General features: G+C 64.1%; 22 protein-coding genes and 1 tRNA gene. 11 read left to right on the top strand and 12 right to left on the bottom strand.

Annotated features, from left to right (window positions below; genetic code table 11):
- Positions 1 to 109 precede the first annotated feature (109 nt).
- Both FVF58_RS19185 and FVF58_RS19190 read right to left on the bottom strand, forming a co-directional pair.
- Positions 110 to 2,050, bottom strand: coding sequence for an ATP-binding cassette domain-containing protein (locus FVF58_RS19185; protein ID WP_149671457.1), 1,941 nt, complete (start codon positions 2,048 to 2,050; stop codon positions 110 to 112).
- A gap of 267 nt (positions 2,051 to 2,317) precedes the next feature.
- On the bottom strand, positions 2,318 to 2,719 hold the full coding sequence (locus FVF58_RS19190; RefSeq protein WP_149671458.1) for a DUF4399 domain-containing protein: 402 nt from the start codon (positions 2,717 to 2,719) through the stop codon (positions 2,318 to 2,320).
- 336 nt (positions 2,720 to 3,055) lie between these two features.
- Here FVF58_RS19190 and FVF58_RS19195 point away from each other — a divergent pair, with 336 nt between their 5' ends.
- Both FVF58_RS19195 and FVF58_RS19200 read left to right on the top strand, forming a co-directional pair.
- Positions 3,056 to 3,247, top strand: coding sequence for a rubredoxin (locus FVF58_RS19195; RefSeq protein WP_149671459.1), 192 nt, complete (start codon positions 3,056 to 3,058; stop codon positions 3,245 to 3,247).
- 270 nt (positions 3,248 to 3,517) lie between these two features.
- Positions 3,518 to 3,592 (top strand) — tRNA-Arg (locus tag FVF58_RS19200).
- 229 nt (positions 3,593 to 3,821) lie between these two features.
- On the opposite strand, the gene FVF58_RS19205 is transcribed toward FVF58_RS19200, so the two are convergent.
- The 3 genes from FVF58_RS19205 to FVF58_RS19215 form a co-directional block, all read right to left on the bottom strand.
- Positions 3,822 to 4,529, bottom strand: coding sequence for a glutathione S-transferase C-terminal domain-containing protein (locus FVF58_RS19205; protein WP_149671460.1), 708 nt, complete (start codon positions 4,527 to 4,529; stop codon positions 3,822 to 3,824).
- Between the two features lie 387 nt (positions 4,530 to 4,916).
- A complete protein-coding gene (locus FVF58_RS19210; RefSeq protein ID WP_149671461.1) occupies positions 4,917 to 5,138 on the bottom strand; it encodes a hypothetical protein in 222 nt (73 codons plus the stop codon).
- Between the two features lie 276 nt (positions 5,139 to 5,414).
- A complete protein-coding gene (locus FVF58_RS19215; protein ID WP_149671462.1) occupies positions 5,415 to 5,606 on the bottom strand; it encodes a CsbD family protein in 192 nt (63 codons plus the stop codon).
- 175 nt (positions 5,607 to 5,781) lie between these two features.
- Here FVF58_RS19215 and FVF58_RS19220 point away from each other — a divergent pair, with 175 nt between their 5' ends.
- The 5 genes from FVF58_RS19220 (at position 5,782) to FVF58_RS19240 (ending at position 10,481) form a co-directional block, all read left to right on the top strand.
- Entirely contained in the window at positions 5,782 to 6,108 is a 327-nt protein-coding gene (locus FVF58_RS19220) for a hypothetical protein (RefSeq protein WP_149671463.1), read from the top strand.
- 284 nt (positions 6,109 to 6,392) lie between these two features.
- Positions 6,393 to 7,673, top strand: a complete 1,281-nt coding sequence (dcm, locus tag FVF58_RS19225) for a DNA (cytosine-5-)-methyltransferase (protein WP_149671464.1) — start codon at positions 6,393 to 6,395, stop codon at positions 7,671 to 7,673.
- Positions 7,674 to 7,740: 67 nt separating this feature from the next.
- Complete coding sequence (locus FVF58_RS19230) at positions 7,741 to 8,187, top strand: very short patch repair endonuclease (RefSeq protein ID WP_149671465.1); 447 nt, start codon at positions 7,741 to 7,743, stop codon at positions 8,185 to 8,187.
- 172 nt (positions 8,188 to 8,359) lie between these two features.
- Entirely contained in the window at positions 8,360 to 8,863 is a 504-nt protein-coding gene (locus FVF58_RS19235; RefSeq protein ID WP_149671466.1) for a YbhB/YbcL family Raf kinase inhibitor-like protein, read from the top strand.
- A gap of 160 nt (positions 8,864 to 9,023) precedes the next feature.
- Positions 9,024 to 10,481, top strand: coding sequence for an MFS transporter (locus FVF58_RS19240; protein WP_149671467.1), 1,458 nt, complete (start codon positions 9,024 to 9,026; stop codon positions 10,479 to 10,481).
- A gap of 140 nt (positions 10,482 to 10,621) precedes the next feature.
- Here the strand turns inward: FVF58_RS19240 and otsA are convergent, their stop codons facing one another.
- The 6 genes from otsA to FVF58_RS19270 all read right to left on the bottom strand — a co-directional run bounded on the left by otsA (position 10,622) and on the right by FVF58_RS19270 (position 15,353).
- Positions 10,622 to 12,055 carry an alpha,alpha-trehalose-phosphate synthase (UDP-forming) gene (otsA, locus tag FVF58_RS19245; protein WP_149671468.1) on the bottom strand — a complete coding sequence of 478 codons (1,434 nt, stop codon included), beginning with the start codon at positions 12,053 to 12,055 and terminating at the stop codon, positions 10,622 to 10,624.
- 232 nt (positions 12,056 to 12,287) lie between these two features.
- Positions 12,288 to 12,500, bottom strand: a complete 213-nt coding sequence (locus FVF58_RS19250) for a hypothetical protein (RefSeq protein ID WP_149671469.1) — start codon at positions 12,498 to 12,500, stop codon at positions 12,288 to 12,290.
- A 151-nt stretch (positions 12,501 to 12,651) separates the two neighbouring features.
- A complete protein-coding gene (locus tag FVF58_RS52805) occupies positions 12,652 to 12,888 on the bottom strand; it encodes a hypothetical protein (protein WP_149671470.1) in 237 nt (78 codons plus the stop codon).
- A gap of 124 nt (positions 12,889 to 13,012) precedes the next feature.
- Positions 13,013 to 14,413, bottom strand: a complete 1,401-nt coding sequence (locus FVF58_RS19260) for a sigma-54-dependent transcriptional regulator (protein ID WP_149671471.1) — start codon at positions 14,411 to 14,413, stop codon at positions 13,013 to 13,015.
- A 303-nt stretch (positions 14,414 to 14,716) separates the two neighbouring features.
- The gene (locus FVF58_RS19265; protein WP_149671472.1) at positions 14,717 to 14,980 is read right to left on the bottom strand and encodes a hypothetical protein; all 264 of its coding nucleotides are present in this window, start codon (positions 14,978 to 14,980) and stop codon (positions 14,717 to 14,719) included.
- A 55-nt stretch (positions 14,981 to 15,035) separates the two neighbouring features.
- Positions 15,036 to 15,353: an ElaB/YgaM/YqjD family protein gene (locus tag FVF58_RS19270; RefSeq protein WP_149671473.1), complete on the bottom strand. Its 318-nt coding sequence runs from the start codon at positions 15,351 to 15,353 to the stop codon at positions 15,036 to 15,038.
- Positions 15,354 to 15,708: 355 nt separating this feature from the next.
- On the opposite strand from FVF58_RS19270, the gene FVF58_RS19275 reads away from it, so the two are divergent.
- The 4 genes from FVF58_RS19275 to FVF58_RS19290 are packed head-to-tail and all read left to right on the top strand — an operon-like array spanning position 15,709 to position 18,260.
- Positions 15,709 to 16,767, top strand: a complete 1,059-nt coding sequence (locus FVF58_RS19275; RefSeq protein WP_149671474.1) for a sigma-54 interaction domain-containing protein — start codon at positions 15,709 to 15,711, stop codon at positions 16,765 to 16,767.
- 59 nt (positions 16,768 to 16,826) lie between these two features.
- Positions 16,827 to 17,099 carry a hypothetical protein gene (locus tag FVF58_RS19280; protein ID WP_149671475.1) on the top strand — a complete coding sequence of 91 codons (273 nt, stop codon included), beginning with the start codon at positions 16,827 to 16,829 and terminating at the stop codon, positions 17,097 to 17,099.
- Positions 17,100 to 17,115: 16 nt separating this feature from the next.
- Positions 17,116 to 17,694 (top strand): hypothetical protein, encoded by a 579-nt coding sequence (locus FVF58_RS19285; protein WP_149671476.1) that lies wholly within the window; start codon positions 17,116 to 17,118, stop codon positions 17,692 to 17,694.
- Complete coding sequence (locus FVF58_RS19290; RefSeq protein WP_246217117.1) at positions 17,691 to 18,260, top strand: hypothetical protein; 570 nt, start codon at positions 17,691 to 17,693, stop codon at positions 18,258 to 18,260. Before FVF58_RS19285 ends, FVF58_RS19290 begins: the two co-directional genes overlap by 4 nt.
- Before the next feature lie 75 nt (positions 18,261 to 18,335).
- On the opposite strand, the gene FVF58_RS19295 is transcribed toward FVF58_RS19290, so the two are convergent.
- Complete coding sequence (locus tag FVF58_RS19295; RefSeq protein WP_149671477.1) at positions 18,336 to 19,682, bottom strand: ABC transporter ATP-binding protein; 1,347 nt, start codon at positions 19,680 to 19,682, stop codon at positions 18,336 to 18,338.
- Between the last annotated feature and the right edge of the window lie 10 nt (positions 19,683 to 19,692).

Below are 19,692 nucleotides of genomic sequence, written 5' to 3' on the forward strand. Positions count from 1 at the left end.
GCGGCACGAATCGAAGCCTGCCGCGCCGCCGTGCTATCCGATACTTCGCGCAGCTTTTGTACCGCCTGGTGCAGCTTGCTGTCGCGGCGCGCCGAGCCCGCGCCGCGCTTCACTTGCGCCGGTTTTCCAGCTCGTCCCAACGCTCGAGCGCGATCAGCAGCTCTTCTTCGATCTCGGCGTAGCGCTCGGTTAGACGCGTGCCTTCGCGCGCGTCTTTCGCGAATACCGAACCGTCTTCGAGTTGTGCGCCGATGGCTTTCTGTTCGGCTTCGAGCTCGGCAATCGCCTTCGGCAGCGCCTCCAGTTCGCGCTGCTCCTTGAACGACAGCTTTGCCGCGCGCTGCTGCGTGTTGCGGCCTGCGGAATTGTCTTTGGCCGGCGCCGCGTCTTTGGCCGCTTCCTTGCCGGCCGCTTTCTGCGCGTCCAGGGCCATCTGCTGCGAGCGGTCGCGCTGGATCTGCCAGTCCGTAAAACCGCCGACATACTCGCGCCACTTGCCCTCGCCCTCCGACGCGATCACCGAGGTCGCGACGTTGTCGAGAAACGCGCGGTCGTGACTGACCAGCAGCACCGTACCGTCGTATTCGGTAAGCAGTTCTTCGAGCAGTTCGAGCGTGGGGATGTCGAGGTCGTTGGTCGGTTCGTCGAGCACCAGCACGTTGGCCGGACGCGCGAACAGACGCGCGAGCAGCAGACGGTTGCGCTCGCCGCCCGACAGCGACTTGACCGGCGAACGCGCACGCTCCGGCGCGAACAGGAAGTCGCCGAGGTAGCTCATCACGTGCTTCTTCTGGCCGTTGACTTCGACCCACTCGCTGCCCGGGCTGATGGTGTCGGCAAGGCTTTTTTCCAGATCGAGCTGCGCGCGCATCTGGTCGAAGTACGCGACCTGCAAATTGGTGCCGACGCGCACCGTGCCTTCGTCCGGCGCGAGTTCGCCGAGGATCATCTTGAGCAGCGTGGTCTTGCCGGCGCCGTTGGGACCGACGAAGCCGATCTTGTCGCCGCGCATCACCGTGGCCGTGAAGCTGTCGACCACCGTGCGCGAACCGTAGCGCTTGGTCACGTCGGTCAGCTCCGCGACGATCTTGCCGGACTTCTCGCCTTGGCCGACGTCGAGCTTGACGTTGCCCTGCACGTTGCGGCGCTCGGCGCGCTCGTTGCGCATCTGCACGAGCCGTGCGATCCGGCCGACGCTGCGGGTACGGCGCGCTTCGACGCCCTTGCGGATCCACACTTCTTCCTGCGCGAGCAGCTTGTCGGCCTTGTCGTTTTCGACGCGTTCGATTTCCAGTTGCTGTGCCTTGCGCGTCTGGTACGCGGAGAAATTGCCCGGATACGACAGCAGACGCCCGCGATCCAGTTCGACGATGCGCGTCGCGACGCGGTCGAGGAACGCGCGGTCGTGGGTGATGAACAGCAGGCCCGCGCGCAGCGAGACCAGCAGTTCTTCGAGCCAGCGGATGCCGTCGAAGTCGAGGTGGTTGGTCGGCTCGTCGAGCAACAGCACGTCCGGCTGCACGACCAGCGCACGCGCCAGCGCGACGCGTTTTTGCATCCCGCCCGACAGCGAGCCGACCCGCGCCTCGCCGTTCAGGCCGATCTGCTGCAGCGTGGTGGCCACGCGGGTGCTCCAGTTCCACGCGTCCGACGTGTCCAGCGACGATTGCAGCGTGTTCATGCGCGCCATCAGCGCGTCGTGCTGCGCACCTTCGGGCTCGTCGGCGAGCTGGTTGGCGACCGCGTCGTATTCGTCCAGCAACGCGCGCGCGTGCGTGAGGCCGGCGGCGACCGCTTCGAACACCGTGTCGTCGGTGTCGAACTCGGGCTCCTGCGGCACGTAGACCGTGCTCAGATTCTGCTGACGCGAGACGAGGCCGTCGTCGGGCTTCGTGAGGTCGGCGACGATCTTCAGCAGCGACGACTTGCCCGCGCCATTGCGTCCGATCAGCCCAACGCGTTCGCCCGCTTCGAGAGAGAAATCCGCGTGATCGAGCAACGCGACGTGACCGAACGCCAGTTGGGCGCCGGTAATGGTGTAGAGCGACATGGAGAATTGGAGAAGACAGCGATGAGTCGGAACTGCCCATTGTACCGGGCGCGCGGCCGGGTGCCTGTATGCCGGAAGAGATAGGCCGAATGGCCGGCATGTGCGGCGCGCACGCGGTGGTGGTGAACGTCGGCGGCGGGCTCGGCGGCAGACTGGGGGCGAACCTCGGCGCGGCGTCGCTGCGAGCCGCTTGGGACGCCGGCTGGCCTATCGGACGGCCGGCTGTCGCCGCGCGCCCCGGTCGGTCATCCAGGGCGGCGAGGCGGCTTACTTCACGTGCACCGTGATGGTCTTGCTCATTTCCGGACCGTACGACCGATGCGCGCCGTCGCCGAATTGCAGCGTCAACGTATGGTCGCCCGGCGGCAGGGTCAGATCGGTCGAGGTCTGGCCCTTGCCGAAGTGCAGCGACTTGTCGCTGACGGGAATCACCTCGCCCTTGGGCAGCGGCTGGCCGTCGATCAGCAGATGATGATGGCCCGTGCCTTCCGTCATCGTGCCAGCCGGCGCGATCTTCATACCCTCTACGCCGAACACGACGTGCACCGGATTGCTGACGCTCGCACCATCCGCCGGCTGCACGAAGGACACGCTCGCCGCCTGCGCCACGCCCGATACGGCGAGCAATCCGGCCAATGCGGCACCAGCCAGCCACTTATTGTTGAACATCGTTGTTCTCCTTTCAGGAAACGGGAGCCAGACATGGGATCTGCCGGTGACGGCGAGCGGGACGCGCCTGTCGCCGTCCACTGAGACCGATCGTCGCATTTCATGCCGGCTGCGTTGCGCGCCTGTCTATTCAGTTAGCTGCGGATCACAGCATACATCCTGTATGCGACGTGGTCTGTCCAGTAGGTGCCGGAGTGTCCCAGACGCGTTGCGGCGGCGGCGCATCGCTAGTTCACGGTCGGATTGACAAATTCCGGTAATATTGCAGGTCGCCGCGCTGCCCAAAAAAGGGGCAGACTGAGCGGAACATTGCATTGAACTATAGAAGAGTGCGTCGTGAGCGAAGTAATTGAAGTGACAGAATACAAGAGCTGGGTCTGCCTGATTTGCGGCTGGATCTACAACGAGGAAGAAGGCCTGCCCGAAGAAGGCATCGCGCCGGGCACGCGCTTCGCCGCGATTCCGGAAGACTGGCGCTGCCCGCTGTGCGATGTCGGCAAGGCGGAGTTCACGGTAGTGGAGTTTTGAGGTGGGTTGATTGGCATGGGAGTGGCTGGTAGTCGCGTTGTCGGTTGCGACGCCTCCGGGCCAAGCCGGTTTCCGGCTAGCGTCCCCAGCGATCCACACGGCCCAGCAGGCAATGCCGCTGGGCCGTTTGCTTTGTAGAACGGCCTCGCCGCCCTCCTCGCGCGCGGGCGTGTTTGATATACTCTGCGCTCGCTGGCGAATTTCGACTCGCCCAATCCGCGCTGACCTCGTCCGGTTGCCGGGTTGCTGCGAATAGTCCGGTTCGGTCCTCTCCCTGTAGTTCAATGGATAGAACAAGTGCCTCCTAAGCGCTAGATACAGGTTCGATTCCTGTCAGGGGGACCAGCCCACCATCTCTCAGCTTGCGCTGACGCATCGCCGCAGCCAAGCCTCGCGCCATACCTTTCGCGATTGGCGCAACCCAAAAATCTCACCCCAAAAAAGTTCGCATAGGTAAGCCGCGGCGCGAATGCGAGACTCGCAAGAGGTCATCTGAGGTCGGGCATGGACGCCTCAGCCTCGCCAAGCAGCTTGCAAGCGGCGCGACCGGCCACGCCACCCTGTCAGGACATCATCAAGACGGCCGCTTCGGAATATTCAGTCCCCTCTCCACCGCCGGACGCGCGACGAATGCAGCCAGCGCGCGCTTCACGTTCGGAAAGTTCTGAATGCCGACGAGTTCACCCGCTTCATAGAAGCCGGCCAGGTTACGCACCCACGGAAAAGTGGCGATATCCGCAATCGAATACGAGTCGCCGAGGATCCACTCACGCCCTTCGAGCTGCCGCTCCAACACACCGAGCAGCCGCCTCGCTTCGGCGACGTAGCGGTCGCGCGGACGCTTGTCTTCATATTCCTTGCCGGCGAACTTATGGAAGAAGCCCACCTGGCCGAACATCGGGCCGATGCCGCCCATCTGGAACATCACCCACTGGATTGCTTCATAGCGGCCAGTGGCGTCCTGCGGAATGAACTGGCCGCTCTTGTCCGCGAGGTAAATCAGAATCGCGCCGGACTCGAACAGCGGCAGCGGTTTGCCGTCCGGGCCGTGCGGATCGAGGATCGCCGGGATCTTGTTGTTCGGATTGAGCGACCGGAACTCCGCCGTCATCTGATCGTCGGTGTCGAAGCGCACGAGATGCGGTTCATATGGCAGACCGGTCTCTTCGAGCATGATTGAAATTTTCACGCCGTTCGGTGTCGGCAGCGAATAGAGCTGGATCCGGTCTGGATGCTCGGCGGGCCATTTCTTCGTGATCGGAAAATCGGATAAATCGGTCATGGAACGGTGTCACCTTAGTGCGTGAGTCGTGCGAATTGGAACGCGGAGCGGGCGCGAGGCGAACGGCGTCGTGGGACGACCGGACTCGCAAAACGGAACGCGGGACCGCCCAATATAAACCGACTCGCGTTAGCGCGTGCGAGGCCGCCTCAGCACGCGCGAGGCGCGAACGTGAGCGGGTTGTGCGTCGCCGCCGTCCTCAGTCGAGGCCGATGAACGTGCCTCACAAACGCAACCCATTGACGCGATTGGGCGACTCAGCGACTGACCGACTCAATCCGGCGACTCGATCCGGCGACTCAACCCCGGCAACCCAGCTACCCCCCTCGCCAACACGGCCGAAATTACCCGCCTCGCTCGGCCGCAAATCGCACTCGACCAAACCGCTCACCACAGATCCTTGGTCGCCGTGCCCGCGCGCAAGTTATACCCTTCACGCCACAACGCCGCGCCGACCGTCAACAGCAACGTCTTCTGCTCGCCGTCGAGCAATTCCCACGCGGTCGCGAGCCAGGTGGCAAAACTCGCGCAGGTGGGCTCGAGGTCGGCGGGCGTTTTGCCTTCCAGGTACTGCCGTTCGAACATCGAAAGTATTTTTTCGGGTGTCATTGGCGCTACCTCCATGTGGGATGCGCCAAGTCTAAAGGCGACACCCCACACGCGGAATGCCTTACAACGCCGATCGCGGGTTACTCCCAGGCGAAAACCGCCAGGCATCCATGCCTACGCGCCGCATGCGACCGCAATCTCCTGATGCATCCGCCACCGCCTACAGGAAGCCGAAAGAAAACAGGTAACCGACAATACCAAACAGAAAGAGGCGCCGAAGCGCCTCCTTCCGCCACCGGGCAACAAGCAGGCCGGCAGCAGCAACCGCAACCGGCCTTACGGCATGTTGCGCTTGGCATTGTCCTTGGCGTCTTCCTTGGCATCGCCATAGGCCTTCTGCACCTTGCCCGCGCCTTGCTGCAGGTCACCCTTCGCTTCTCTCACCGGGTTATTGGTAGCCTTGCCAACGGCCTCGTTGATCTTGCCCTTGACCTGTTCACCCACACCTTTCACCTGGTCCTTGTTCATGTTCGGCTCCACTTTTTGGAATGCCGGCGCGACATTACGCCAGTATCCGTATTCAGCAACGGGTATGCCCGAGGTTGTCGGCGGCCCGTTTGGTCGCCGAAAGCCATCGAAAAAAAATTAACAAAATGCCTAAAGTCCGACGGAAAGGTGCCGTAAACGCTGCCATGGAGGAGCCATGGACCGCACACCCACTATGCTTTCCGGATCATCCCAAGCCACGCTGCACGATCGGGACATCGCGCATATTGCGCGCGTGATGGGCATATCTTTACGCGGCGACCTTGCCGGGCCGATTTTGCCGCCCGTCTATTGGCGCAAGCGTCTGCACCAGTTGCTCGACAGCGGCCATCTGTCCCACGCGCAGCTCTGCACCGTCGACAGCCTCCTGCTGCAACTCCAGCAGTTCGAAACCGCGGCGCAACCCGCATTGGACGAGCCGGCGCCGAGCGCCGCCGCCGTGTTTCCGCCGCCTTACCCCTCCCGCTCCAGCCGCGGCGTCTGACGCTCGCCGCGCATCGCCGGGCGTTTGCGCGCCGGGCCGCCCGGCTGTGCGGTTGCCAGTGCACCGGTCAAAAAAAGGCCGCGAATTACATCGCGGCCTCAAACACACGTCGCAACGCGGGGATTCGCGTCACGCCGACAGCCTCACATTCCCCTGTGACAAACAGATTTACCCGCCGACATCCCCGACGCGGTCGGAAATTTTCCGCCCATACGCCGTGAAAACAGGAAAAACGGGACGACCTTAGGTCATAATGTCCGCAAAAATTCCCAGCAAGGACGCCCGTGACTCTCGCCGCACCGCTCAACCTGCTCCGGCAGGCGCGCGCCCGCTTCACTCAACGCGAAATCGCCGCGCATGTCGGCAAGGACATCAAGACGGTGCGCCGCTGGGAAAAAGGCGAAACCCCATGCCCGGCGATGCTGGAGCCGGCCTTGCGCGATTTGCTGCAGCAAGGCGCGCGGGCGACGAGCGGCGCCGCAGCCGACGCGCAGTTTCGCTTCATCGATCTGTTCGCCGGCATCGGCGGAATCCGGATGGGCTTCGAAGCGCACGGCGGTGATTGCGTGTTCACGAGCGAGTGGAACGATTTCTCCATCAAGACGTATCGCGAAAACTATCCCGGCGGGGGCGAGCACATGCTTATCGGCGACATCGTCGCCTTCCCCGCTGAAGACGTGCCCAGTCACGACGTGCTGCTCGGCGGCTTCCCGTGCCAGCCGTTTTCGATCGCCGGCGTCAGCAAGAAAAACGCGCTGGGCCGGCCGCACGGATTCGAATGCACTACGCAAGGCACGCTCTTTTTCGACGTCGCGCGGATCATCGCGGCCAAGCGCCCCGCCGCGTTCCTGCTGGAGAACGTGAAGAACCTGCTGTCGCACGACAAGGGCCGCACGTTCGACGTGATCCTGCAAACCTTGCGCGACGAACTCGGCTACGAGGTACATTACCGCGTCGTCGACGGCCAGCATTTCACGCCGCAGCATCGGGAGCGCATCATCATCGTCGGCTTTCGCGGCAAGACGGCGTTCTCATGGGACGACCTGCGGCTGCCCGCACAAGGCCCGCGGCTCGGCTCGATCCTGCATCGCACGGACGGCCGCGAACCGGTGCTGCCGTGGGACCACGACCGCTTCTTCGACCACACCGCCCAACGCGTGCAGCCGAAGTACACGCTCACACCGAACCTGTGGGCCTATCTGCAAAACTACGCGGCGAAACACCGCGCGGCGGGCAACGGCTTCGGCTTTGGCATGGCGTATCCGGATAGCGTCACGCGCACGCTGTCGGCGCGCTATCACAAGGACGGCTCCGAGATTCTGGTCTATCAGGGCGAAGCGCTGCGCCCGCGCCGCCTGACGCCGCGCGAATGCGCGCGGCTGATGGGCTTTCCCGACACCTTCAGGATTCCGGTCAGCGATACGCAGGCCTACCGGCAATTCGGCAATAGCGTCGTCATGCCGGTGATGCGCGAAGTGGCGCGCATCATGCTGCCGCATGTGCAGACTTTGCTCGCCGGGGACAACCGCCATGGTTCGAAGCAAGCCCTTTCGCTGTACGCGTGATACGCGTAAGCGACGCCGCGCGATAGCCGCCCGGCGTCCCGACCACCGCGCATTCCAGCACTGACACATGGTCGATATCGTCGATAGCGCGACGCGCAGCCGGATGATGTCCGGCATCCGCGGCCGCAATACCAAGCCGGAGATCCTGATCCGCAGCCTGCTGCATCGGCGGGGCTTTCGCTTCCGTCTGGACGCGCGCGATCTGCCGGGCCGCCCCGACATCGTGTTGCCGCGCTATCGCGCGGTGGTGCTGGTGCACGGCTGCTTCTGGCACGGCCATGACTGCCATCTCTTCAAATGGCCGCAAACCCGGCCCGAGTTCTGGCGCGAGAAGATCGGCCGCAATCGCAGCAATGACGACAAGGTTCGCGACGCGCTGCTCGCCGGCGGATGGCGCGTGGCCGTGGTATGGGAATGCGCATTGCGAGGCGCCGATCGCGACATCGGCGGCGTGTTGGAGCGGCTCGTCGAGTGGTTGAAGAGCGACGCGCCGAGCTTCGAGGAACGCGGCTGAAAGGCGCTTGTAGCATTGCCCGGCTCGAACGAATCCGACAGCCGCTGGTGATACACTCGACGAGCTAACCCGGAGTCTCTTTGCGTGCGGCCATGCCCGCGCAGGCCGCATGGTCCGCAGCGAAATCTCGCGCTGCGGCGATCCCAGAACCAATCAACAAGGGAGGCACATCATGGCTGATTTCCGTCTCTGGTCCGACGACTTTCCCACCAATGGCTTCATGCCGAAAGCTCACGAATATAACGACAAGGCATTCGGCGTGGACGGCGAAAACATCTCGCCCGCGTTGCAGTGGGACGCGCCGCCGTCCGACACCCAAAGCTTCGCGCTCACCGTGCACGACCCCGACGCGCCGACCGGCAGCGGCTTCTGGCACTGGGTCGTGGTGAACATCCCGGCCGACGCCCGCTCGCTGCCGCGCAACGCCGGCAAGGCGGACGGCTCGCTGCTGCCGCAAGGCGCGCTGCAGGTGCGCAACGACTACGGCACGGTCGGCTTCGGCGGCGCCGCGCCGCCGCGCGGCGACCGCACGCACCGCTACATCTTCCGGCTGCATGCGCTGAAGGTGCCGCATCTACCCATCAATGCGGATACCACCAACGCGGTCGCGCGCTTCATGACGCATCTGAACGAGATCGACTCGACGACCCACACGGGACTGTACGAACTCAAATAGACGATCGGCAGCGCTGTCGGCGCGCGGTCGCGGCGCCGGCAGCTTCGCCGCTTGCCCAGTTCGATGGCGCCCAACGCAGTCTTTCGACGACGGCTTGCAGCGCACGTGAGCCATCTCATCATCCGAGCGTCGCGCCGTCCCACTACAAATCAAACAAGCGATGCACGTCAAACCCTCGCGCAACGACAACCCCAAGCCGGCCGAAACAGCCGGACCAGTTCCCCCCGCCGCCGCCGGCGCATCGCCCGCGCACGAAGCCGAACAAGGCCTGCCGATTCCGCAGCGCTACTGGGCGATGCTGGTCATCGCACTCGCGCTCACGCTCGCAGTGCTCGACAGCGCGATCGCCAACGTGGCCTTGCCGACGATCGCGCGCAACCTGCGCGCGAGCGCGGCCGGCTCGATCTGGGTGGTCAACGCGTATCAGCTCGCGGTCACCATTTCGCTGCTGCCGCTCGCCTCGCTCGGCGACCGCATCGGCTACCGGCGCATCTATCTGAGCGGGCTGATTCTGTTCACGGTGGCCTCGTTCGGCTGCGCGCTGGCCACGTCGCTGCCGACTCTCGCGCTGGCTCGCGTGATTCAGGGCTTCGGCGCGGCGGGCATCATGAGCGTGAATACCGCGCTGGTGCGCATGATCTATCCGCCCACCCAACTCGGGCGCGGCGTCGCGATCAATGCCATGGTGGTCGCGGTGTCGTCGGCGGTCGGGCCCACGGTGGCCTCCGGCGTGCTCGCGGTCGCGTCATGGCCGTGGCTGTTCGCGATCAATGTGCCGATCGGCATCGCGGCGATCATCGGCGGCTTCAAAGCGCTGCCGATGAACCCCGGCCACGAGTCGCCCTACGACTACCTGAGCGCGGTGATGAACGCGTTCGTGTTCGGCCTGCTGATTTTCGCGGTCGACGGCCTCGGCCACGGCGAGCGGTTCGGCTATATCGCACTCGAAGCGATCGGCGCGCTGGTGATCGGCTACTTCTTCGTGCGCCGGCAGTTGACGCAGCCCGCACCGCTCTTGCCGATCGATTTGCTGAGGATTCCGGTGTTCGCGCTGTCGGTCGGCACGTCGGTCTGCTCGTTCTGCGCGCAGATGCTGGCCTTCGTGTCGCTGCCGTTTCTGCTACAGGAAACCTTGGGCATGTCGCAAGTCGAAACCGGTCTGCTGATGACGCCGTGGCCCGCGGTCATCATCATCGCGGCGCCGGTTTCGGGCGTGCTGTCGGACAAGGTGTCGGCGGGGTGGCTGGGCGGCGTCGGACTCGCCGCGCTGACGGTCGGCCTGCTGCTGCTCGCCACGCTCGGCGCGCATCCGGAACCCATGCAGATCGTGTGGCGCATGGCCTTGTGCGGCGTGGGCTTCGGGATCTTCCAGTCGCCGAACAACCGCACCATGCTGTCAGCCGCGCCGCGCGAGCGCAGCGGCGGTGCGAGCGGTATGCTCGGCACCGCGCGCCTGACCGGGCAGACGCTCGGTGCGGCGCTGGTCGCGCTGATCTTCGGCGTTGCACCGCAGAATGGTCCGACCGTTGCGCTGTATGTCGCCGCGGGTTTTTCCGCGGTCGCGGCGGTGGTGAGCACGCTGCGGGTCACGCAGCGAGTAACCCCGCAAGCGGCTTGAGGCACCCCGCCACGCAAAGACAAGAAGGGCGCGGATCGCATCATGCGATCCGCGCCCTTCTTGCTTCATTATTTACCCGACCCTGCGCAGACGTGACAGCAAGCGCGCCTCTCGCCAACTGGCGACAGGCGCTGATCCAGCTAGGACGACGATGACGCCGTCACGTCAGCGAGCTTTACCGCTTTGGCCGTCACCGAAGATGCCGTCGCCACATTGCGCAGATCGGCGAGGAAGGTATCGCGCCACACCGACAAATTGTTCTCGCGCATCGGCGCCATCATGTCGGCATGACGCGCCTGGCGCTCGGCGAGCGACATCGACAGTGCACGCTCCAGTGCTTCGGCCATCTGCGACAGATCGAACGGATTGACGACCAGCGCGCCCGGCAATTGCTCGGCGGCGCCGGCGAATTGCGACAGCACCAGCACACCCGGATCGGCCGGATCCTGCGACGCGACGTACTCCTTCGCAACGAGATTCATGCCGTCGCGCAGCGGCGTCACATAGCCCACCTGCGATTGACGGAACAGCGCCATCAGCAGATTACGTTCGTACTTGCGGTTCAGGTACTGAATCGGCGTCCAGTCGAGCTGCGCGAACCGGCCGTTGATGCGGCCCGCCTCGCCCTCCAGCGTCTGACGAATCCGTTGATAAGTCTGCACGTCCGCTCGCGTCGGTGGTGCGATCTGCACAAGCGAGACGCGTCCGTGCCATCCCGGCGCATTCAGCAGCAAGCGCTCGAACGCCTGGAAGCGCTCCACCAGCCCCTTCGAATAGTCGAGCCGGTCGACGCTCATGATCAGCTTGCGCCCGCGCATGCCGTCACGCAGGCTGCGCACCGGCTTGCGGTCGGTGAACTGCTCGGCGGCTTTGGCGATCGCGTCCGGATAGATGCCGATCGGATAAGCACCCACTTTGAGGAAGCGGTTGAACGCGTGCACCATACCGTCTTCGCTCGACGTGCCATGCTGGCCGCGCTCGACATAGTCGACGAACGACTGGCGATCTGCCTCGGTCTGAAAACCGATCACGTCGTAGCTGCACATCGCCTTGACCAGTTCGTCGTGTGGCGGAATCGTGCGCAGCACTTCTGGCACCGGAAACGGGATATGCAGGAAAAAGCCGATCGGATTTTTCACGCCGAGTTCGCGCAGGCAGCGCGCAAACGGCAGCAGGTGGTAGTCATGCACCCAGAGGATGTCGTCGGGTTTGAGCAGTTCCTTCAGCTGCTTCGCGAGCGTCGCATTGACACGCTGATAGCCCGCGTATTCCTGGCGGTCGTAGCGCGAGAGATCGTTGCGATAGTGGAATGTCGGCCATAGCGTCGCGTTGGAAAAGCCGCGGTAGTACTGGTCATAGTCGCGCTTGGTGAGGCCCACCGTCGCGTAAGTCACGTTGCCCTGCTTCTCGATGACCGGCGAGGACGGCTCGCTCACCGTTTCGCCGTTCCAGCCGAACCAGACTCCGCCGGTTTCCTTCAGCGCGTCCAGCACGCCGATCGCGAGGCCGCCCGCTGCGGGACGCCCTTCCTGGATTGGTGCGACACGATTCGATACCACGATCAGTCTGCTCATTGGGTCTCCACCTAGTTCAGTTGTTTCGTTGCATCCGGATATGTGCCACGACGGTGCACGCAAGTCGCGTGCCGTTTTTTGAGATGTTGGAAATAAAAATGTATGCAAATGTGACGGGCGAGTAAAAACCCGCGATGAATCCGCATCGCGAAGGAGTTTCTACTGCCTCATACGACGAAACCGGAATAGACGCTACGGGCCGTCAAATTGCTCGAATGGGGTTCGAACCAACTCACGCATCCTGTTCCGAACCCAGATCGCGCTGGTATTCCAACCCTGCCTGACGTACGCCGCCCTGGTTGTGCTCGCCGTCGGGCGGCGCGTCGGGGGCGACGCGGTTCTGCGCAGCCGGGTCCGGCGACGCCGCCGGCTCGGCTTTGCTGCTGCCCGGCCGGGCATCGCGCTTCGAATGGCGCGCGGAACGTCGCAATGCGGGATGTCTCATGATCGATGCCTCCAGAGGAAGCCCGCCGCTAACTAGCGGCATCAATACAGTCTAGGGGTCGCGAAGGTAAATTGCCGGTAAAAGATGCGCCGGCTTTGTAACAAATACATCAATTCGCTGCACCGGCCCGTGATGCAGCGCACAGAGCATGTCAGAGTTGCATTCGCCGCGGCGCTCGCTCGCCCGCTTGTGGCGTTTGCGTGGGCTGGGGCGGCGGATCGCCGATCGGCGGGGCCATCGGCTCGGCCGGTTCGATCGGCTCCGGAGCCGGACCGGGGATGGTATCGGGCTCCGCAGGGTTCGGCGGAGGCGAAGGCGGCTCGATCGGCTCGGGACGGTGAGCGTGCCGCGGAAGCGGAAGATCGGGAGCGGCGGCGTATTGCGGCATGTCGATTATCCTCGTATGCGTTCCATTCGATCGCAGCAAGGCCTGTGCCGTTGCGCTTTACACCACGCCCCCTTTAGTGGCGCGTGGCGCGTGGCGCGTGGCGCGTGGCGCGCGGCGCCCCGCGTCAAGCGCCCGCGTCGCCCAGCACGCGCGATTCGTCGGCGGCGTCGCTCTCTTCACGCGCGTCGTTGCCGTACTCCACCAGGCGGTTGTACAACGTCTTCAGACTGATGCCGAGAATCTCGGCGGCGCGCGTCTTCACGCCGCCGCATTGCTCGAGCGTCGCCAGAATCAATTGACGGTCTGCTTCCGCGAGCGACGTGCCGAACGGAATGGTGATGGCCGTGCCGGCGGCGGGCTTTGACAACGTGATCTGCAACGGCACCGTCGCGGTGCTGTCGGAATCCGTACCGGACATGATATGCGCGCGCTGCACGTAGTTCTTCAGCTCGCGCACATTGCCCGGCCACGGATACGACATCAGCATTTCCTTCACGGCGCCCGGGAAATGCTTCTTCGTGCTGTGACGCTCGTTGAGCTCGTCGAGGAACGCCTGCGCGAGCAGTTCCACGTCCTTGCCGCGGTCGCGCAGCGGCGGCAGGCTGATCGGGAACACGTTCAACCGATGGTACAGGTCGAGCCGCAGCTTGCCTTCCAGCACCGCCTGCTCGGGGTCGCGGTTGGTGGCCGCGATCAGGCGCACGTCCGTTTCGATTTCCTTGGTCGTGCCGACCCGCATGAACATGCCGGTTTCCAGCACGCGCAGCAGTTTCACCTGCAACTCGATCGGCATTTCGGTGATTTCGTCGAGAAACAGCGTGCCGCCGTTCGCCCGTTCGAAATAGCCCTTGTGCTGACGGTCCGCGCCGGTAAACGAGCCGCGCTCGTGGCCGAACATTTCAGATTCGATCAGATTCGGCGAGATGGCGCCGCAGTTCACCGCAAGGAACGCGTGCTTGCGGCGCAAGCTCAGTTCGTGCAGCGTCTGCGCGGCGACTTCCTTGCCGGTGCCCGACTCGCCGACCAGCATCACCGAGGCCGCCGTCGGCGCGACCCGGCCGATCTGGTCGTAGACCTCCTGCATGGCAGGCGAATTGCCGAGCATCAGGCCGAAACGGCCCATGCGGCGCAACTCGCCGCGCAGCGTGCCGATTTCCGCCTTGAGGTCGCCGGCGCGCGGCAGGCGCGACAGGATCGCCTTCACGCGCTGCATATTGATCGGCTTCACGAGATAGTCGGTGGCGCCCATTTTCAGCGCATTGACCGCCGATTCCACCGTCGCGTGGCCGGTAATCACGATCACTTCCACGCCGGAGCGGGGGTCGAGATCTTCGAACAGGTCGACCCCGCTGCCATCGGGCAGCTTCAGGTCGGTGAAGACGACGTCCGGCGTCTGCCGGACCAGTTGAATGCGCGCTTCGCGCAAATCGCCCGCGGTGGCGGTGGTCAGGCCGTCTTCCCCGATGATGGCGGAAAGCGCCTCGCGGGTACCGGCATCGTCATCGACAATCAGTACATGTGGCATCGCGTCTCGAAAGCCTGCAAGCGTGGTGGGGAAACATGCGAATGCGCATGCCTGAAAAGCGAAGCGGGCTGCATCGCGCTGTGCTGCGGCGCGCCCCGTTATGGGCGCGCATCTTACTGCTCGCAAACGCGATTCGCCGGTCACTTCATACAATAATGCAACAATGGCCGGTCAATCACCGGCAATTGCCACGTCATTGTTGTGCATTTACCTATTATACGGTCATCCAGACACAAAATTAACAATCGAGGCCAAACGGCGCGCGCCACAGCGATCTATCTGCGGCGCGCCCCCGGCCATGCTTCAGCTACGTGGAAACGGCCACGCGCGGCCATCGCCATTCGAATGTGCGGAGCCGTTGGCGCCCTGCGCGGCCGGGCTGGCGCCCCCCGCGCCGAGCGTGCCGGCCGGAGTGACGGGCGTTGCCACGGCGCCGCCCTCGCCTTCCCAGCGGCTCAATTCGCGCGCCGTCGGAAGCTGCGCCGCGCGCTTGTTCTGCACGTAGCGGACCGCCAGAAAGCCGCCGAGTGCCATCAAGACACCGAAGATGCCAATTGGTCGTGCCATCGTGAGCTCCTTATCGTCGTGAAGCGGATGGGATGCCGGATTGCGCGCCCACGTGTCAGCGCGCAGTCAGGACGCCCAGCAGAAAGCCTACACCTGCGGCGATCGCGATCGAACTCCACGGGTTGTGCCGCACGTAGCGCTCGGTGCTGACGGTGGCCGCACGGTAACGCCGCTGCGCGTTCTGCTGCGCGTCGCCGAGTGCGGATTGCAGGCTTTCGACATGCGTGCCCAGCTTGTTGCGCAAGGCGTCCACGCCTTCGCCCGGCACGTTGGCGGCGAGCCGCAGCATTTCTTCCGAGTCCCTCAGCAGCACTCGCAGGTCCTCGACGATCTTCTGGCCGCCCAGTGCAATTTGTTGCGTGGTGTCAGTCATCATTCGCTCCTCATCCAGGTTCGGCGTTCGCATGTGTTCGGGTGCAGCGTTGGGTGCGGTTCTCGATCCAGTCTAGACCACTCGCATACGCGAACCGCTCGAAAGCACACGCGTGTCGGCCTTGCAGTGCAAACGACGTGCCCGGTAAATTCGCCGCATTCACTCAACACGACGCCCGCGCGCGGCACTTTCGACCGATCGTGTGACCGCGCATGTCGCCACCTGTCACTTCGATTGCCGGAAACAGCGCCGAAGTGGTTAAATCGACATCTGTGGGATATTGGCGCACCGGCCAATATCACTCCCAAGGCCTGCGCGCCGCAACAACACACTCATTTGCACAGGACCCCCGCATATGGCGTCAATCGATCTGGACTCGCCCACCGTCTCCGCCGGCGGCACCGCTTCGGCTCAGGCGAAGCAGCGCGTCGCAGACGGCATCGCGGGGCTGAATTCGTATGGGCTGCTGTACGGCTCGTCGCCCGTGATGCTGGATCTGTACGAGCAGATCGAGCGCGTCGCCAGCACTGACGCGACCGCGCTGATCATCGGAGAATCGGGTACCGGCAAGGAGCTGATCGCCCGCACGATTCACGATCAAAGCAGCCGCAAGAATGCCGCGTTCGTCGCCGTGAACTGCGGCGCGATTCCCGACGAACTGATCGAAGCCGAGCTGTTCGGCCACGAAAAAGGCAGCTTCACCGGCGCGGTCCAGGGCCGCGTCGGCTACTTCGAACATGCAAACGGCGGCACGCTGTTCCTCGACGAGATCACCGAAATGGCGCCGGTGCGCCAGGTCAAACTGCTGCGCGCGCTCGAGACCGGCACGTTCTATCGGGTCGGCGGCAACGAACTGATTAGCGGCGACGTGCGCGTGATCGCCGCGACCAATCGCGATCCCGCGGTGGCCGTGAAGGAAAACGGCTTGCGCGAAGACCTGATGTACCGGCTTGCGGTTTTTCCGTTGCGCGCGCCGCCGCTGCGCGAGCGCGAGAACGATCGCGAACTGCTCGCGCAACACTTTCTCGCGCAGCTCAACCAGCAGGAAGGCACGAGCAAGAGCTTCAGCAAGCGGTCGCTCGAAACGCTGCGCACGTGGTCGTGGCCGGGCAATGTGCGCGAGCTGAAGAACGCGGTGTATCGCGCGTTCATTCTCGCGGAGAAGACCGTCGAGCTGCCGCATCCGCATCTCGCGTCGCGGGTGAAGAAAGCGGTCACGCAAGGTGATGCGATGAGCGTCTGGATCGGCACGCCGCTCGCCGACGCGCAAAAGCAGATCATTCTGGGTACCCTCAAGTATTGCGGCGGCGACAAGCGGCGCGCGGCCAAGGCGCTCGGCGTGAGTCTGAAAACGCTATACAACCGCTTGAGTACATACGGCGACGAAGGCGCGGAAGAAGAAACGGAACAGTAGGCGCAACACACTCGAAACCGGACGGTCAGTCTCACTTTACGCTCATGCGAGTTCTTCGCGTGAGCGCATCGCCCCACTCCACTATCACGATATTGAGCGCCCTGCTGGGAGAAATCGGCTCGCGCGAGATGCTTCGTGAATTACCTGGCATTACCAGGCAAATTCAGTTTGCCGTCAAACAGAAACGAGTTTGCCACGCATCATGTTTTGCAATTTCTTGCATTTTTTCGCTGCCAATTACAAAACGCATGCTGCAAAATGCGGCAGCGTGTTGGAAAGACGTAGCGCTTGTTCACAAGCTCGCTGCACGCGTGAACGAGCGGTATCGGTAAGAGCAGAGACAGGGAAATGCAAAAAAACAGGGTGTGGGCCGACAGGACAAAACAATCGGCCAGATGTGGACGTCACGGGGCAACGGCGCTCGTCACATTGGCGCTGCTCGTGTCGTCGGCGTTGAGCGGCTGCAGCTCGCTTTACTCCGAAGGCGCCGTGGCCGGCGCCGGTATCGCGGGCGCGGCGGTCGCGACGAAAGTCACCAGCAATGCGGCGGTCGCCACCGGCATCGGCCTTGGCGCGGTGGCCGCGGCCCGCGCCGGCGTGCAGTACTCGGAGCGCGTGGTTCATAGAAATACGCAGGACAGCATCGCCAGAGTGGCCGGCCCGCTCGAGGTCGGCGCGGTCGCGCCGTGGAGCGTGACCCACTCGTTCCCGATCGAAGACGACGAGCACGGCCGCGTCACCGTCAGCCGCGCGATCAGCACGGGCGCGCTCGACTGCAAGGAAATCGTTTTCTCCGTCGACCAGACCGCCACCAAGAACGTCCCTGCAAGCAGCGCGTTCTTCGTCGCGTCGGTCTGCCGTGACGGCAACGACTGGAAATGGGCGTCGGCCGAACCCGCCACCGAACGCTGGGGCGCACTGCAATGAAGACGCTTTCGCTTCGCGTCTCGCGCGCGGCGGCTCGCACACGTGTCGCGCGAGTTTCCGGCAACCGTCTGCGGCTCTTCGCGGCCGGCGCGCTATGCGTCGGCGCGAGCCTGCTGACGAGCGGCTGTTCGTCGGTCGGCGCCGCGAGTGGTGCGGCGGCGGGCGTAGCATCGGGACTCGTGACCTCGAACCCGGCTGTCGCGATCGGCGTCGGCATTGCCGTGCAGGCCGCGACCGACGAAGCCGTCGGCCGCTACATGCGCGGCATGCACAAGGACCAGCAGGATCTGATCGCCGCGTTGGCGGGTGCAATGCCGGTCGGCGAGACGCGCCCGTGGTCGGTCAAGCACACGCTGCCCATCGAGAACGGCCACGGTCAGGTGCGCGTGACGCGCGCAATCGGTTCGACGCTGACGCTGTGCAAGGAATTCGTGTTCTCGGTGCAGGACGGCGACGGCCCGAACGCACCGACGGCCTGGTTCACGGCGAGCGCGTGCCAGCAGGACAAAGGCTGGAAGTGGGCTTCCGCCGAACCGGCAGTCGCACGCTGGGGCAATCTGCAATAAAAAAGCGGCAGGGTCTGCCCTGCCGCTTGTTGCCTGAACCGGCTGTCCTGGCTAGCCAACGCACCCGGCTACGCTTTAGGACTCCACGTCTTCCAGGCTGAAGATTTCGGTCTGGTCGTTATACGAGAAAATCTCGCCATAGCGGCCCCAGTTGATGACCGCGTCGAGCGTCTCTTCCGCCGCGCTATCCGACAGAAAATCTTCCAGTTCCTGCTCGAAGCGCACGCGCGGCGCGCGATGTCCCGGCCGCTCGTTCAGCACCTTCTTGATCCGCGCAGCGAGCGGCACGTGCCGCAGCAGATGCTCGGCGAACATCATCTTGCGTTCCTGGGTACCGAACTCGGAGAACACGCGCGCCGGTGGCGTCAGGAAAATATCGCCCTCGCGCACGTCGGCGAAACCCAGATGCTGCAGCACTTCGGCCACCGGGAACAGATCGTCCACCTCCAGATGCAGCGAGCGGGCGATTTCCGGCATGTCCGCGCGGCCGTGGTACGGCGCGGCGGCCAGCGTCTCGATCAGACCCGCCATCAGGTTGGTCGACACATGCGGCAACCAGCTGTGCAGCTCCAGCCCCTTCTTGGTCTTTTCGTCGGTCTGACGCGCGGTCATCTTCGCGTAGATCTCGTCGACGAGGCGCCGGAACGCCGGGTCCAGCCGGTTGCGCGGATGCTTGAACGGCACCTTGATCTCCGCGATCACGCGGCCCGGATTCGACGACAGCACCAGGATCCGGTCGCACATGAACACCGCTTCCTCAATGTTGTGCGTGACGATCAGCACCGCCTTGATCGGCATGCGGCCTTGCGTCCACAAATCGAGCAGGTCAGTACGCAGGGTTTCGGCGGTCAGCACGTCGAGCGCGGAGAACGGCTCGTCCATCAGCAACAGCGTGGGGTCGACCACCAGTGCGCGCGCAAAGCCGACACGCTGACGCATGCCGCCCGACAGCTCGCGCGGGTAGGCGTTTTCGAAACCGTCCAGACCAATCAGGTCGATTGCCGCGAGCGCGCGCGTGCGCCGTTCGCTCGCGCCGACACCTTGCGCTTCGAGTCCCGCTTCCACGTTTTGCAGCACGGTCAGCCACGGGAACAGCGCGAAGGTCTGGAACACCATCGCGACGCCCTTCGCGGGGCCGTCGAGCGGCTTGCCCATATACGTGACTTCGCCGTCGGTCGGCTCGATCAGACCGGCGATGATGCGCAACAGCGTCGACTTGCCCGAGCCCGAGCGGCCCAACAACCCGACGATCTCGCCTTCGCGCAACGACAGATTCGCGTCGTCGAGGACGAGCAGCTCGCCCTGCGACTTGTTGAAACCGCGGCACACGTCCTTGACGAGCAGGATCTCTTCGCCGAGGCGCGGCGGCTTCGGCGGCGTCTGGATCGGCGCGGCGGTCATAGCAGCTTTCGGATTTTGCATCGCTTATGCC

This window comes from Paraburkholderia panacisoli, from assembly GCF_008369935.1.
GTDB classification, from domain to species: domain Bacteria; phylum Pseudomonadota; class Gammaproteobacteria; order Burkholderiales; family Burkholderiaceae; genus Paraburkholderia; species Paraburkholderia panacisoli.